Raw genomic sequence first — 14,080 nt, forward strand, 5'->3', positions numbered from 1 at the left:
TGAATTGTTAATATCTTGGCAATATTGTCAGTAAATTCTTATCTATCTAGCAACTGCTATATTTATTCTAGCCTCATGTTATACAGCAGTTCCCGGTATTATGAAGTCCAGATATTAATGATAAAACTCTTGTGGTGCGGGCAAGATGCCCGCATAAGGTGTACCTCACTCAAGCTGAGCTTGCTGTAAATGCGCTAATGCCCAGACGTGGTAAGGAAATTCTGCTTCCTGATCTAGGGAATGAGAAACAGGATCATACTCGACCCATTGAGAGAAGTTAGCAATAATACATTGGCGATTTCCCCAAGAGCCAGTTTGAATGTGATCTAGAGGAAATCCGCATTCATGGAGAAAGTATTTGAGTCCAGTTTCCGTCCAGCGTGTGCAATCTATAGGGTAGTTATGAATTTTTACCAAAAAAGGAACGGAGATGAGAAAATACCCCCCTGGGGAAAGCATGGAAATAATATTGCGACCGGCTCGATAGGGATACAATAGATGCTCAAAAACTTGTTCTGCAATAATTAAATCAAACTTTTTTGGCAAGGGTGTAGAACAAATATCATATTCTGGATAGTGGATATTTTCATACTCTTGAAACCCAAAAGTTTCCCAAGTCTTGCCTGAAACTTCTAATACTCGCCATTTTGAAAACGGCAAATTCTCTAGTAGCTTCGCCGTTTCCCGGTTCATTACAACTCGACTCCAAGTGATACCCATAACTGTATTTTTTGTATAAATTGTTGTTAATGTAAGGTTATTGTTGAGTAAATATGCGATCAAGTTCGTCTTGACTAAGAGCTATTAATGGCGTGAGATCAGGATTTGATAGGAAGGCTGGTCTTTGTTTGTTGGGAAGGGCGCTGTTCTCAATACTGCTATAGGTGATCACAAAGTTCCGGCGGTCCCAGGGAGAAATGTTGGCGACGGAACCATGTAATGTATCATAATGTACGAACAAAACCGACCCTGCTAGACCTTTCGGTGCGACAATTCCTTGCTGAAATGCAAATTTTGCAATTGTTTCTGGAGCGATCGCTAAGGATGAGTTAGTAGTTGAAGCAGAATTTGCCGCTTCGAGTATTCCCTGTTGATGAGAACCTGGTATGTAATATACTGGTCCATTGAATTCATTGACTTCATCTAAGAAAAGGATGGCATTTCCTCCTTTTGGTGAGGGAATTTGTTCGTAATACTGTGCAAATGCAGAGTCTTGATGCCATCCCCACATTCCTCCCGTAAAAGCTGGCTTCATCACGATTTTGCTACGGAAAACGTACAAGTCACTCGCAAAAAGTTGTTGTGCAACTGCCAATAGACGAGGGTGGCGGACTAAATCTCGGAAAATTTTGTTATTGAGATGAACTCCATAGAGAGTGCGTAAGGTTTTTTGATCATCTTCTAAAACACGACCAACTGCTTCATCGTCCATGACATTGGGAATTTGATCACAAATTACTGATATTTCCTCACGGCTAAAACACTCTGGAATGAACAAAAATCCTTGTTCTTCATAACTTTTTATTGCTTCTGTTGTCAGTTTCATTTTGCTGTTAATTATAATTTACTTAGTTAATGCAGATAATAAAATTTGTGCTATTGCCAAACATGAGAAATGCTGTTCCTCTGTTTAAATTCTAAAATTTTATCTACTGCTTTTTGCGTGCCACCTGATGTTATCAAAGAATCACTTAATAGATCAACGTTACTACGAATTTTTTCATCTTTGATAATCTGTTCAACAAGCGATCGCAATTTCAATGGAGCAATATTTTTCTGTTTTACCCATACTCCGATATTTAATTCTTCTACACGATTAGCTACTAAGTATTGATCGCCTCCTTGGGGAAATACAACCAGTGGTACTTTGTGAATTAATGCCTCCCAAGTGCTATTAGTTCCCCCATGAGTAATAAAAACACTAGCTTGTTGAAGCACTTGCATCTGAGGTACATAGTTACTGACAATAAAATTAGGGGGAATGTTTCCCAATTCAGCAATATCTATAAATTTCCCCACAGACATTACCACCGTATACTCACTATTTGCAAAAGCTTGTAAACATTGTTGATAAAAAAAGGTTTTAGAATTATATAATGTCACCGATCCTAGTGAAATATAAATAATTGGTTTTTCTGCACTCTTTAATAAAGGAAATTGAGAATCAACTGCTCTCTCACTGTAGCAAGGTCCTGTAAAAATATAACTGGCATCGAAATATGAACGCTGGATCTGAAACATTTCCGATGTATAAACAATATTTAAATCACCTCGCAAATTCATAGAATTTGGTTGTAGTTGAAATACATCTTTTTTGGTAATCGTCTTTATTGCATACTTTTGGGTTAATTGCTGCCAAAGTCGTTGATGTCGGTAAAATCTTTGTAAATGTTTAACAATATCATTAATTGGGTAGGCTGCTAATAACAATGGTAACGGGGGCAAAAAATGAGGTGGTAGAAGAAAATTGGTATGGAAGCAAACGCTAGATATATTCAGTAAATCCGCACAGATAGCAGCCCATAAGCATTTAGCATGAAAAACAATTAATTTGGGGCGGTTGACTTTTAAATTTTCTAATAAAATTGGTACAGCATCTAAGCAATATTCTATCAACCGCGATTGCAGTGTTGGATCTGAATCTGGAGGTTTCATGCTAGGCAGTGGTTGAAATCTAGCACCTGCTGATTCAATTTTATCTCGAAATTCATCGAAGTAATAATAATCTATTTTTTCTCCTCTATCAGCGAGTTCTTGAATTAAACCTAGAGTTGTATCAATCCGGGTATAACTAGGAAGATCAAAGAAAGCAATATCTGCCATAATAGTAAATCCTCAGTAATTAAACCCACTTTAAAGCCTGAGAAATAAAGTCAATATGGGGAGCTTTTTGTGCCATTCCTATCCCTACATGAGTTCCATATATGCCTTCGTTAACAACTGAATTTATTGACCAATCAATTGTTTCCTCAATCTTTTTATTAGCACCAAAGGCTATTTCTGTCAGATTTAAACCTCTTTCTAAGTTGTAAGTCATATCTAATAATGCAGCAGTCTCATCTTGACCATCTATGATCAGATGAGTTATGGCATTATCTTCTATTTCTAGATATTTTTCTTGACTTAATTTCACCCTATCTGTAATATATTGCAAAGGCTGGCAATTATAATCTTTTGTTTCTTGAGTTGTAGTCTGGGTTAATATGCCATCAAAATAGAAAGTTCCATCTACAGAAAAGCTGGATTTATTTGCTTTTGTATTCACTACTGAACTTTCCCAGAACTCAGCCACAGAGTAAAACCATCCTGACTCCAGTTCCACATCAGCATTAGCTATTTCTATATTCTCACCTAAAGAGCATTTGAGCTTGCTTCCTCTTGAGTCTGATAAATATAACTCACTTTCACTTTCAGCTATTTTATCATATAAAATATCTCGAATTGCTAATGCTTGTTCAATATCACCTGATAATAGCTGATTAAAAGAATATTCAATTACAGGTAAGCTCCCATCAAATTTTACTGCTGGTAAATGTACTATGGTACTTTGAGAATCATGCCAGAGTTGTTTAAGTTTGTAATAGTAGCTATAATCTGAAAAGATTAAAAAGGCTGTTTGTTTACTCTTAAAGTCATAATCATCAAAAAAAATAGTTTTATATCCTTGCTCCTGAGAGTAAGTATGAATTTCATTACTATCAACAATAATTGGCATCTGTCTTTGAAGAAAAGCTTGATAAAACTCTAAGATGTGCATATTTATTTAACGAATTACAAAACTTTATTGTCTTCAAGATATCTTAATTAAGTGTGAAAAGTTAATAAGTTTGGACAACAATTCTTAGAATTGTTGTCCAAGTGCTTAGACTAGTCTTAGAACCTGTAAATACTTACATTACTAAGTAATATTCAGCAAATTATTACCAGTAAACATTGCCCAGATTGCTGCGGGTTTCTTTGTTAACTTGTTCAAGTTTACGTTTTTGTGTTTTCTTAGCGTTCATTTTAGTTGCTCCTGAAAATTTGCAATTTTAGCTACTAATTTGCGAGTTGTTTTTTAACTCGTTGATATCACCATATCAGCATCAGTTTGATTTAACAAGATCAATGTCCAAAATATTTACATTTTTTAATAAATAAAGATGGATTAGATAATTAACGTTTAATTTGCAGTTTTTAAGTCAAAAAAACCTTTATATCACAGTCCGCTTGCACAATACAACTATGCCAATGAATATAACTTGTATTATCTCGTTATTCTAACAAGCTCTGCCTTCTCGTGACTAATATTCAGCCTATAAGCATTGACTTTTATGGTTTATTTGCCAATTATCTTCAGCGTTTGGGTATGACTATTACTGGTAAATTATTAATAGAATAAGCTGATGACAAAAAGCGTATTAATCATCATATAAATATCCGGTTTGATTCCTGAAATTACTTGGATATGATCAACTCGTAGCCTGCTATCCTAGCAGAATACCTTTATTAATTTAAAAATATCAATGGCGAATCTAAAAATAACTGCTGGAGAAAACTACAATGATTATGTAGGACCAGCAAAAGAGTACGATTTCATGGGAGCGTCTCAATTTCGGTTGCTTTGTACATTAGGTCTCCGATCTCAGCATAAATTGCTTGATTTTGGCTGTGGTTCGCTCCGTGCAGGTCGGCTTTTTCTACCTTACCTTGATGAAGGTTGTTATTACGGGGTAGAACCCAACAAGTGGTTAATCGAGGATGCTATAAAGTTCCAAGTTGGAGAGGATCTCCTTCGCATCAAAAAACCGTGTTTTAGTTATAACGATAAGTTCTCTTTAGCTGAATTTGAAAGCGATTTTGATTTTATCCTCGCACAGTCCGTATTAACTCATACTAGGACTAATTTAGTAAGTCTTTGTTTACAAAACTTTGCTCAACATTTGAAACCTGATGGTCTTATCGTTGCTACTTTTATGGAGGGGGATTCTGACATGGAAGGAGATGGTTGGGAATATCCTCTATGTGTAACAATTCGTCCAGCGACAATTAAAAAGTTAGCACAAGATGCTGGGCTTGTGGGAATTTCCATCCCCTGGTTTCGTCCTAGACAAACTTGGTATGTTTTTGCAAAAAACCAAGATCGTCTTCCGACACAGGCCATGTTTCCTTATCTTCATGGTGTTGTCTTATTCGATCCCATGTTTGAGACAAAAGAATAAAAATTGACACAACTTTTACAAAAAAGGGAACAGGGAGCAGGGAACAGGGAACAGACAAGAAACTAAAGTTTCAGGGTTTAGAGCTACAGTCAAAAAAAAAGGATGTTTTGCAAAGATGCGTAGCACAAAAAAATACAATAACCCCTTCCCCAACCCTCTCCCGGCATTAAATAATCTTTATACTTTGAGAAATAAAATCAATATAGGGAGATTTCTGTGCCATACCTATTCCTATATGCGTTCCATATACTCCTTGATTCATAATGGAGTTTATCTGCCAATTCAGATTTTTTTCAATATTTTTGTTACAGCCAAAGCCTATCTCAGTAAAACTCAAGTTACGTTCTAAACCATAATCCATTTCCAGTAATATGGAAGTTTCATCCCTACCATCTAAAATGAGATGAGTTATAGTATTATCTTCGATATGAATATATTTTTCTTGACTTGAATTGACCTTCTCAAGTAAATATGTCAAAGCATCCTGGTGACGTTCTCTCACTTGTGGGTTTGCACAAGCGTAAATTATGCCATCAAAAAAGAAAGTTCCATCTAGTGAAAAACTTGATTTATCACTTTGAATATTGACTATTCCGCTTTCTAGCATTTCAGAAATGGAGTAAAACGATCCTGGTTCTAACTCATCTTCAGTATTTATAACTTCTAAACTTTCTGACAATAAGCACTTTAATTTAGTCCCTCTCTGATCAGATAAATATAATTCATCTTCCACTTCAGCAATTTGCTCATAAGTGTTAGCTCTTAACTCTAATACTTGTGTTAGATCACAAGAGAGAAGTTGCTCGAATGAATAAGCGAGAATTTGAGGATTTATATCATACCTAACTGCTAGTAGATGGATAATCGTACTTTTGGAATTATGAGATAGCTGTATAAGTCGATCATGATATCTATAATCTGAAATTACAGCAAATGCTAATTGTTGACTAGCAAAATCGTAATCATCAAATAAAATAGTTTGATATCCTTGCTCTTGAAAATAATAATTAAGATCATTGCTATCAACAAGGATAGGAATTTTTTTATTAACTAAGGAATAATGAAAACGTATGGCATTCATTTAGAACTTTGTTCCTGCTTTGATTGGTGATAAAAATTACTAAGCTTTATTTTTGAACGTCGAGACAATCATAGTATTGGGATGTGATTTCTGGGAATATCACTCAGGGAGCATTTCTGGATAAGGAGCTAGTCCTATAAACAGTAAACTTTGATTTTGGGCGATCGCTCCATTTAGCTTATCATAGAAGTTCATAAATTTTCCTGGCAATATTCTCAGACCGAATTTATGTGCGGCTGCACAGAAAGATGAAGGCGATTAATTATAATAGGACTTACGCAAAAACCCTCTCAAACTCTCATTCCTCTGTGATCTCTGTGTTCTGGCGTGGTTCGTTTTTAGTAACCTGTGCCTAAGTCCTAATTTAAACTCAACACATCCCTTTTTATCTGCGCTTATTTGCGTTTATCTCATGCGTTAGCGAAGCTTACCGAAGGTATCGCCCTGGCAACTGCTATAATAATTGGTTAGTGAGTTATGAGAACAAGTCATGCCTGAGCTAAAAGTTAGTATCAGTGAAACCACACATAAAACTCTACTAACAATGGTAGAGGACTCTGGTGAGACAATTCAATCAGTTTTAGATCGAGCTATTGAGAATTATCGCAGGTCTTTGTTTCTGACACGAGCCAATGAAGCTTTTACTGTTTTAAGGCAGAATGAAACACTGTGGCAAGAGGAGGTTTCTGAGAGACAGTTATGGGAGCAAACTATAGCGGACGGGGTTGAAGGTTAGTGGCACAAATCGCTAGAGGGGAGATATGGCTAGTAGACCTTAATCCTGTGCGCGGACATGAACAAGCTGGTAAACGCCCTTGTTTAATTATTTCAGTGGATCTATTTAATCAAGGTGCATCTGGTTTAGTAGTTGTGTTACCGATTACATCGAAAGATAAAGGAATCCCCTTTCACGTAAAAATTAACTCTCCAGAGGGAGGGATGAAAACCCAAAGTTTTATTAAATGTGAAGACGTTAGATCAATCTCTGTGGAACGTCTGGATAAGTGCTGGGGAAATGTGTCTTCAGGGACACTAGCAGAAGTGGAAGACAGACTAAAAATTTTGATGGGATTGTAGTTTATTGCTGACTATTTAAAAGAAAATTGCGATCGCTCTCCTCTAGTTTATCTCATGGTAATCGCTTTCCTCACCACAGCGATCGCCCTGATGCAAATCAAAAAGGCAGAGGTTAAGAAAGAATAAACCACGCAGCAATAACGGCTGAATGTTTGGAAAATGAAAGTCCCTTACCTTCTAAAAATGCTTCTGCAATGTAGAACATGGCGTAGTCTGGGGAGTTGTTGGCAAGTAGGAGTTTTGCAGCTTCTCAACTCTGTTGGGCTTTGAGGAGGAGTTCCCGTTGTTCGTCGGTCATAGAAGAACGCCTTCTTTACGGATATTACGCAGCAAAGAGCCGTTGCGGGTTTGATAGTGGGTTTCATCCATGAAAAGACAGCTAATGACAACATCATAATCTAGGGAAAGATCAGCGATCGCTTTACCTGTGCGTTTGATTTCTTCACCGGGGTTAACAGGAGACTTCAGCACCACCAACACATCTATATCTGATCCGGGTTCTGCATCACCACGGGCTTGAGAACCAAAGAGGGTAAGGTGTTGCAAGCGATCGCCATACAGGTCATAAAGTTCTTTTTTTAGGCGAGTGAGAATAGGCTAAAGGTGAATATTCATGGACAGGAAAAGGAAAATGATTGCAAATCTTGGTTTTATTGTAGAGGGGCGAACTGACAAGTCAGTGCTTACGCTATCGCTTATTTGGTCGCAGATATCACTCTCATGCAAATAAAAAAGGTGCGTTAATGAGTAATAGGACAAAATTAATTACACAAAAATATAGTCTGAAATCCTTGATTGGCAAAGAATTAGTAACTAACCAATATGTAATTAATTTTGTCGTTGTACTTAAAATGTAATTCTACAAAAAGGGCGATTATACTATGGAATTTTAAGTATTGCAAGATCAGAATTATCGAAATTGCCTCCAGTCAATCTTCTCTATCAGGCTAAGTTTTGGAATATCTTGCACCGCTTTATGAAAGTCGTCAGTTTTTGCCAACACATCAAATAAAGTCAAAAGATGAATATTTACTTCTTCAATGTGAGGATGCTTAAATAATCTTTTGGCAAAAGTCTTCTTATATCCTTTCCCTGCGAGCATTATGCAAACCACTGCATGATGATACATTATATCAGCATATAAAAGCTTGGCATGATCAACATTGAGTTCTGAGTGACTAAGTTTGCTCTGAAAGTAAACTAAGCGATTATTTTCATCAAACATCACTCCATCTATACCACCATCAGGACCACGAGGTCCAGGATTAAAACCTAAAATTTGTGCAAAATTGCGCCCTATTTCCTGTTTTCGCCTTGAGCTAGTTCTTATAATGCCCAACGCAATATTATATGCATTATACTGATACTGATCCATACAGTGCAATTATTTCCAAATCACAGATGGCAAATCATTTGAGACTAGACGAGAGTAAAGTAGATCAAGACCCGCATTCAAATAAACAAACTGGGCATCTGCATCTTTAATACTGCACTCAAGTAAGATATTTAGCACTGGCTCATGAATTTTCAAAGAAACATACTCCTCATCTAATTGCATAGACTCAATGCGTAATCGTAGCTCTTCAGCAGATAATTTTCTTTGCTTTGCCTCAGTGTATGCGTAAGCAAGTGCCATATTAAGTAAAATATTCTCCTCTATGAGTAACCGTTTTTCCAATTCACAGAGCCTACTTTTTCCGTCTTTCCCAATACGCAACGATGTAGGATGCATTGTTCCTTGACGCAGTGATTCATGAGCAGCTGACTTAGCAATTCCAGCAATATATTCATGTTGCGTTTGCTTTAACTCATCTTTATTGCGCTCCGCGAGATTAGGATCTCGAACCTTTTTAGGTGGTAAGGTAGAAGGGTGTTGTTGAATTTCTGCCATTTTGGTTACTCCATAACCGCTTGTTCGTAGTATTCCCAAAGATGTTCGTAACCAGGTTCGCTCCACAAATAGTCATAATTGATGAAAACTGCTGTACCTGCTTGGATTGGAATCCACTCAACAGGCTTAAGCACTTCATAATCACTGAAGTCATTGTCAACATACTTCTTAAAATCAGCCTGTTCAACTCCAATGGGCAACACCTTTACACGTACGGGAGAACCGATTACAGGACTAGCTTGCTTTAAAGCCAAGAGCATATCATTTAAGTGTACAAAAGAACCAATATCATCCCGTTTCACTCCTAGCAAAACCAAATCTGGTTTAACTTCAAAGAGAATATTGAAGATGTTAGGTAAGTCTGTAGCAATATCAACAACTATATGCTCGAATGACTTATCATTCGCAACCTTCCCTATACTTGTTGCCAAACGAGTTGGATTTTTATCATCTCGCTCACTTACAACAGTGAGCATACCTTCTTGAAGTGTAAGATGCTCACCTTTAGGTTTGGGCAATGATCCTTCGCTGAAGAACTTAAAACTGTCCGCTTGTGAGTCTCCATCAATAAGAAGAGTTTTAAAACCATTGCCAACAAATACTCCAGTCACATGAATTGCTGTTGTTGTCTTGCCAACGCCACCTTTATGGTGAACACATAAAACCTTCATAAATAAAACTAAACCCTGTTTTTGTTCTATTTTTGAATTGTAGCATAACAAAACACCTGAGCTTTGACGATAGATGAAGTATAGCTAAAAATATTCAATTTTGAAAGGAAAATTTAATCCTCAAGGCAAATTCAGAAAAAAGTCAATTAGTCTGAATTTTAGTTACAGTTAGATCACAAATAAATCGTGAGGGGTGATACTATGCGTGTTTTGCTAGTTTATCCAATATTTCCAAAAACCTTTTGGTCTTATGAGAAAATTCTGGCGCTGGTTGACAGAAAGGTGTTATTACCACCTTTGGGTTTAGTAACGGTAGCGGCAATTTTACCCCAAGAATGGGAATTTAAACTTGTAGATCGTAACATTCGCGCTGCCACAGAGGAAGAGTGGGCATGGGCAGATATGGTGATTTTTTCTGCCATGATTGTTCAAAAACAAGACTTATTGGCACAAATTCGAGAAGCGAAAAAACGCGGTAAGTTGGTAGCTTTAGGTGGTCCTTATCCCACCTCCACACCCCATGAAGTGGAAGCAGCAGGGGCAGATTTCCTCATTCTCGACGAGGGAGAAATTACTTTACCCATGTTTGTGGAAGCGGTACAACGGGGAGAAAAATCTGGAGTTTTCCGGGCTACAGAAAAGCCTGATGTCACAACTACACCCATTCCCCGTTTTGATTTATTAGATTTCAGCGCCTATGATATGATGTCGGTGCAGTTTTCCCGGGGTTGTCCCTTCCAGTGCGAATTTTGCGACATCATTGTTTTATATGGACGCAAACCGAGAACTAAAACCCCTGCACAACTTTTAGCCGAGTTAGATTATCTCTATAAGTTGGGTTGGCGGCGGGGTGTTTTCATGGTAGATGATAACTTTATTGGCAACAAACGTAATGTAAAATTGTTGCTCAAAGAGTTAAAAGTTTGGATGGAACAACATCAATATCCTTTCAATTTTGACACAGAAGCTTCCATTGATTTGGCACAAGATGCCGAAATGATGGAATTGATGGTAGATTGTGGTTTTAAAGCGGTATTTTTGGGTATTGAAACCCCAGATGAAGATAGTTTACAACTAACTAAGAAGTTCCAAAATACTCGCAGTTCCTTAGCTGAATCTGTAGAAACTATTATTAAAGCAGGTTTGCGACCCATGGCTGGGTTTATTATTGGCTTTGATGGTGAAAAGTCCGGTGCAGGCGATCGCATTGTCCGCTTCGCTGAATTAGCAGCCATCCCTTCTACAACCTTTGCTATGTTACAAGCATTACCCAACACTGCATTGTGGCATCGGTTGAAAAAAGAAGGAAGATTACGGGAAAATCAAGATGGGAACATCAATCAAACCACATTGATGAACTTCATTCCTACCCGTCCTTTAGAAGAATTAGCTAGGGAATATGTGGAGGCTTTCTGTGCTTTATATGACCCAGTTGCCTATTTAGACCGCACCTATCGCTGTTTTATGATGTTAGGTTCAGCTAAATACACAGTACCAGCAAAAATGCCAGAATGGGTAGTTGTCAGAGCCTTACTAATTGTAATTTGGCGACAAGGATTTAAACGACAAACTCGCTGGAAATTCTGGCATCACTTCTTTAGTATTCTCAAGCATAACCCGAAAGTGGTTGAACAATACGTTTCTACCTGCGCCCACATTGAGCATTTTATGGAATACCGGCAAATTGTCCGCGACGAAATCGAAAGTCAATTAGCTGCGTATTTAGCCCAAGGTGCGGAAAAACCCTATATACTCGTTAAAGAACAAGCAGCCGAAAAAGTAGAAGCAGTAATTTAGAGTATGGTTGTTCTTACTTGCGGTTCAATTATATCTTATGCTCGGCGAATAAATTCGCCGTTGGCACTTCCTCCACCGTCTAAAGCCAAGTGGCTTCCATGTCTTTCGGGGATTTTCTTGTGAACAATATTTCCTATCTTCAGTCTTTGTTTAAAATCAAACTACAAGCAAAATTCAGGGTTGACAATTAATATCATGAATGTTTTACTAATATATCCACTGTTTCCGAAAAGTTTTTGGTCTTTTGAAAAAACACTAGCTTTACTAGACCGCAAAGCCATGTTACCACCTTTGGGTTTGGTGACAGTGGCCGCCATTTTACCCCAAGAGTGGAATTTTAAGCTAGTAGACCGGAATATTCGCCAAATTACAGCAGCAGAATGGGCTTGGGCTGATTTAGTGATTTTATCAGCAATGATTGTCCAAAAAGAGGATTTACTGGCACAGATTCAAGAAGCAAAAGGGCGCGGTAAGCGTGTAGCAGTAGGTGGACCCTATCCAACAGCTTTACCCCAAGAAGTCACAGATGTGGGTGCAGATTATTTAATTTTGGATGAAGGAGAAATTACCTTACCATTATTTATAGATGCAATTAGCCGTGGTGAATCTTCGGGCATATTCCGCTCAGGTGGTGAAAAACCAGATGTCACAAACACTCCCATTCCGCGCTTTGATTTGCTAGAATTTGATGCTTATGCGGAAATGTCAGTACAATTTTCCCGTGGTTGTCCCTTCCAGTGTGAATTTTGTGATATTATTGTTCTCTATGGTCGCAAACCTCGCACCAAGTCACCAGCGCAACTCCTCGCCGAACTTGATTATCTTTATGAATTGGGTTGGCGACGCAGTATTTTCATGGTAGATGATAACTTTATTGGTAATAAACGCAACGTTAAATTATTCTTAAAAGAACTACAACCTTGGATGGTTGCACATGAGTATCCTTTCTCCTTTGCGACAGAGGCTTCCGTGGATTTAGCCCAAGATCAAGAACTGATGGATGCCATGGTCAGGTGTAATTTCGGGTCTGTGTTCTTGGGTATTGAAACTCCTGACGAAGAAAGCCTCGCTTTTACTCAAAAATTTCAAAATACGCGGGATTCATTGAGTGAGGCGGTATATAAGATTACGCGCTCTGGACTGCGAGTTATGGCAGGTTTTATTATTGGTTTTGATGGTGAAAAGTCGGGGGCTGGGGCGAGAATTGTCAAATTTGTAGAGCAGACATCAATTCCCACTGCTTTATTTAGTATGCTTCAAGCCCTTCCTGATACTGCATTATGGCATAGATTAGCAAAGGAAAACCGACTCCGCAGTAAGTCTGCAAATATTAATCAAACTACGTTGATGAATTTTGTCCCTACAAGACCTTTAGCAGAAATTGCTAGTGAATATGTAGAAGCATTTTGGGAATTATACGAACCATCACGATTTTTAGATCGTGCTTACCGTCACTACCGCATTTTAGGTGAAGCTACTTACCCAAAAAAGGGCAAGGGTGCAAAAAAACCCTTGAATTGGAAGGTATTGCGGGCGTTATTAACTATTTGCTGGCGACAAGGTGTGTTACGTAATACCCGTTGGCAATTCTGGCGTAATCTTTGGAGTATGTACAAGCATAATCCTGGTGGTATCAGTAGCTATTTATCTGTTTGCGCTCAAATTGAGCATTTCTTGGAATATCGTCAAATTGTGCGCGACGAAATTGAGGCTCAAGTAGCTGAGTTTCTGAAAGCAGAGGCTCAGGTAAAGCTGGAAGAGGAAAAAGCACAAGTGTTAGTTTAGACTCAAAAAGGTGATCTGCTACCAACAGCACTGATTATAGTAGTTTACCGGGAACTATCAACTTTGGGGGGTTTGCTCCTCCAAAATTGATTGGTTTAGGGATTTTTAAAATGTTCGTTCAATTTATTTTGCACGACTACTTCAATAAGTATTAAGCTGTACTGCATTTAATTTGTATAAATCTGGCGGGCAAGATGCCCACCCCACAAGATTTTAACTATTTTAGGATGATAAACTTGAGGTGCATAGTAGCTTACAACTTGATTATAACTTGTAGTATGAATATAGAGATTGACAGTTGTAAGTATTTGTGTCACATTATTTCCATAGGCATAAATCATCAAATCCATGAATACCTTGCTCAACTCTGCCCTGAAGCTGACATATAACCAACTCAGCACCTTTGCCGATTTAGACAACTTCTGGAATTTATTTGATACCGCTTTTGGGACACAATACAACCGTAGCGGTGCGGAAATTCTGCGTTTACAGTGGCTATCTGGTGATTTTAGTCAACTTCCGCAAATTGAGATTTTAGATAGTAGCATTCTTGGCAATGCCAATGGGGCTTATGCCA

General features: G+C 37.9%; 14 protein-coding genes and 1 pseudogene. 6 read left to right on the plus strand and 9 right to left on the minus strand.

The features are described 5' to 3' along the window. Nucleotides 1-165: 165 nt before the first annotated feature. From FFO06_RS15315 to FFO06_RS15330, 4 genes are read right to left on the minus strand one after another with little or no spacing between them, the layout of a single operon-like run. Nucleotides 166-720 (minus strand): class I SAM-dependent methyltransferase, encoded by a 555-nt coding sequence (locus FFO06_RS15315; protein ID WP_137908810.1) that lies wholly within the window; start codon nucleotides 718-720, stop codon nucleotides 166-168. Nucleotides 721-757: 37 nt separating this feature from the next. Next, the gene (locus FFO06_RS15320; protein WP_137908811.1) at nucleotides 758-1,546 is read right to left on the minus strand and encodes a phytanoyl-CoA dioxygenase family protein; all 789 of its coding nucleotides are present in this window, start codon (nucleotides 1,544-1,546) and stop codon (nucleotides 758-760) included. A gap of 50 nt (nucleotides 1,547-1,596) precedes the next feature. Next, entirely contained in the window at nucleotides 1,597-2,823 is a 1,227-nt protein-coding gene (locus FFO06_RS15325; protein WP_137908812.1) for a macrolide family glycosyltransferase, read from the minus strand. Between the two features lie 19 nt (nucleotides 2,824-2,842). After that, entirely contained in the window at nucleotides 2,843-3,757 is a 915-nt protein-coding gene (locus FFO06_RS15330; RefSeq protein ID WP_137908813.1) for a CgnE/CgnB domain-containing protein, read from the minus strand. A gap of 748 nt (nucleotides 3,758-4,505) precedes the next feature. Here FFO06_RS15330 and FFO06_RS15335 point away from each other — a divergent pair. Continuing rightward, nucleotides 4,506-5,201: a methyltransferase domain-containing protein gene (locus FFO06_RS15335; RefSeq protein WP_137908814.1), complete on the plus strand. Its 696-nt coding sequence runs from the start codon at nucleotides 4,506-4,508 to the stop codon at nucleotides 5,199-5,201. A 166-nt stretch (nucleotides 5,202-5,367) separates the two neighbouring features. On the opposite strand, the gene FFO06_RS15340 is transcribed toward FFO06_RS15335, so the two are convergent. Further along, complete coding sequence (locus tag FFO06_RS15340) at nucleotides 5,368-6,282, minus strand: CgnE/CgnB domain-containing protein (protein WP_137908815.1); 915 nt, start codon at nucleotides 6,280-6,282, stop codon at nucleotides 5,368-5,370. Between the two features lie 490 nt (nucleotides 6,283-6,772). Between FFO06_RS15340 and FFO06_RS15345 the strand changes: the two genes are divergently transcribed. Together FFO06_RS15345 and FFO06_RS15350 are read left to right on the plus strand one after the other, a co-directional pair. Continuing rightward, nucleotides 6,773-7,018 (plus strand): toxin-antitoxin system protein, encoded by a 246-nt coding sequence (locus FFO06_RS15345; RefSeq protein WP_137908816.1) that lies wholly within the window; start codon nucleotides 6,773-6,775, stop codon nucleotides 7,016-7,018. Beyond that, on the plus strand, nucleotides 7,018-7,359 hold the full coding sequence (locus FFO06_RS15350; RefSeq protein ID WP_137908817.1) for a type II toxin-antitoxin system PemK/MazF family toxin: 342 nt from the start codon (nucleotides 7,018-7,020) through the stop codon (nucleotides 7,357-7,359). Before FFO06_RS15345 ends, FFO06_RS15350 begins: the two co-directional genes overlap by 1 nt. A gap of 294 nt (nucleotides 7,360-7,653) precedes the next feature. Here the strand turns inward: FFO06_RS15350 and FFO06_RS15360 are convergent, their stop codons facing one another. The 4 genes from FFO06_RS15360 to FFO06_RS15375 form a co-directional block, all read right to left on the minus strand. After that, complete coding sequence (locus FFO06_RS15360) at nucleotides 7,654-7,953, minus strand: nucleotidyltransferase domain-containing protein (protein ID WP_137908818.1); 300 nt, start codon at nucleotides 7,951-7,953, stop codon at nucleotides 7,654-7,656. Between the two features lie 316 nt (nucleotides 7,954-8,269). After that, a complete protein-coding gene (locus FFO06_RS15365; protein ID WP_137908819.1) occupies nucleotides 8,270-8,734 on the minus strand; it encodes a restriction endonuclease in 465 nt (154 codons plus the stop codon). Nucleotides 8,735-8,743: 9 nt separating this feature from the next. Continuing rightward, nucleotides 8,744-9,250, minus strand: coding sequence for a hypothetical protein (locus FFO06_RS15370; protein ID WP_137908820.1), 507 nt, complete (start codon nucleotides 9,248-9,250; stop codon nucleotides 8,744-8,746). Nucleotides 9,251-9,255: 5 nt separating this feature from the next. Continuing rightward, nucleotides 9,256-9,972 carry a ParA family protein gene (locus FFO06_RS15375; protein ID WP_137908821.1) on the minus strand — a complete coding sequence of 239 codons (717 nt, stop codon included), beginning with the start codon at nucleotides 9,970-9,972 and terminating at the stop codon, nucleotides 9,256-9,258. Between the two features lie 150 nt (nucleotides 9,973-10,122). Here FFO06_RS15375 and FFO06_RS15380 point away from each other — a divergent pair, with 150 nt between their 5' ends. The 3 genes and pseudogenes from FFO06_RS15380 to FFO06_RS15390 form a co-directional block, all read left to right on the plus strand. Continuing rightward, nucleotides 10,123-11,718, plus strand: a complete 1,596-nt coding sequence (locus FFO06_RS15380; RefSeq protein WP_137908822.1) for a B12-binding domain-containing radical SAM protein — start codon at nucleotides 10,123-10,125, stop codon at nucleotides 11,716-11,718. Between the two features lie 195 nt (nucleotides 11,719-11,913). Continuing rightward, nucleotides 11,914-13,503, plus strand: a complete 1,590-nt coding sequence (locus FFO06_RS15385; RefSeq protein WP_137908823.1) for a B12-binding domain-containing radical SAM protein — start codon at nucleotides 11,914-11,916, stop codon at nucleotides 13,501-13,503. Between the two features lie 348 nt (nucleotides 13,504-13,851). Further along, nucleotides 13,852-14,080: pseudogene (locus FFO06_RS15390) on the plus strand (hypothetical protein); the annotation flags it as partial.

The sequence above is a fragment of the Dolichospermum planctonicum genome (assembly GCF_005402965.1).
GTDB classification, from domain to species: Bacteria; Cyanobacteriota; Cyanobacteriia; order Cyanobacteriales; family Nostocaceae; genus Dolichospermum; species Dolichospermum planctonicum.

Coding starts and splice junctions, on each gene's coding strand:
- FFO06_RS15330 (WP_137908813.1), bottom strand. CDS start 3,757: ATGCACATCTTAGAGTTTTATCAAGCTTTTCTTCAAAGACAGATGCCA.
- FFO06_RS15380 (WP_137908822.1), top strand. CDS start 10,123: ATGCGTGTTTTGCTAGTTTATCCAATATTTCCAAAAACCTTTTGGTCT.
- FFO06_RS15320 (WP_137908811.1), bottom strand. CDS start 1,546: ATGAAACTGACAACAGAAGCAATAAAAAGTTATGAAGAACAAGGATTT.
- FFO06_RS15325 (WP_137908812.1), bottom strand. CDS start 2,823: ATGGCAGATATTGCTTTCTTTGATCTTCCTAGTTATACCCGGATTGAT.
- FFO06_RS15345 (WP_137908816.1), top strand. CDS start 6,773: ATGCCTGAGCTAAAAGTTAGTATCAGTGAAACCACACATAAAACTCTA.
- FFO06_RS15335 (WP_137908814.1), top strand. CDS start 4,506: ATGGCGAATCTAAAAATAACTGCTGGAGAAAACTACAATGATTATGTA.
- FFO06_RS15365 (WP_137908819.1), bottom strand. CDS start 8,734: ATGGATCAGTATCAGTATAATGCATATAATATTGCGTTGGGCATTATA.
- FFO06_RS15340 (WP_137908815.1), bottom strand. CDS start 6,282: ATGAATGCCATACGTTTTCATTATTCCTTAGTTAATAAAAAAATTCCT.
- FFO06_RS15370 (WP_137908820.1), bottom strand. CDS start 9,250: ATGGCAGAAATTCAACAACACCCTTCTACCTTACCACCTAAAAAGGTT.
- FFO06_RS15385 (WP_137908823.1), top strand. CDS start 11,914: ATGAATGTTTTACTAATATATCCACTGTTTCCGAAAAGTTTTTGGTCT.
- FFO06_RS15315 (WP_137908810.1), bottom strand. CDS start 720: ATGGGTATCACTTGGAGTCGAGTTGTAATGAACCGGGAAACGGCGAAG.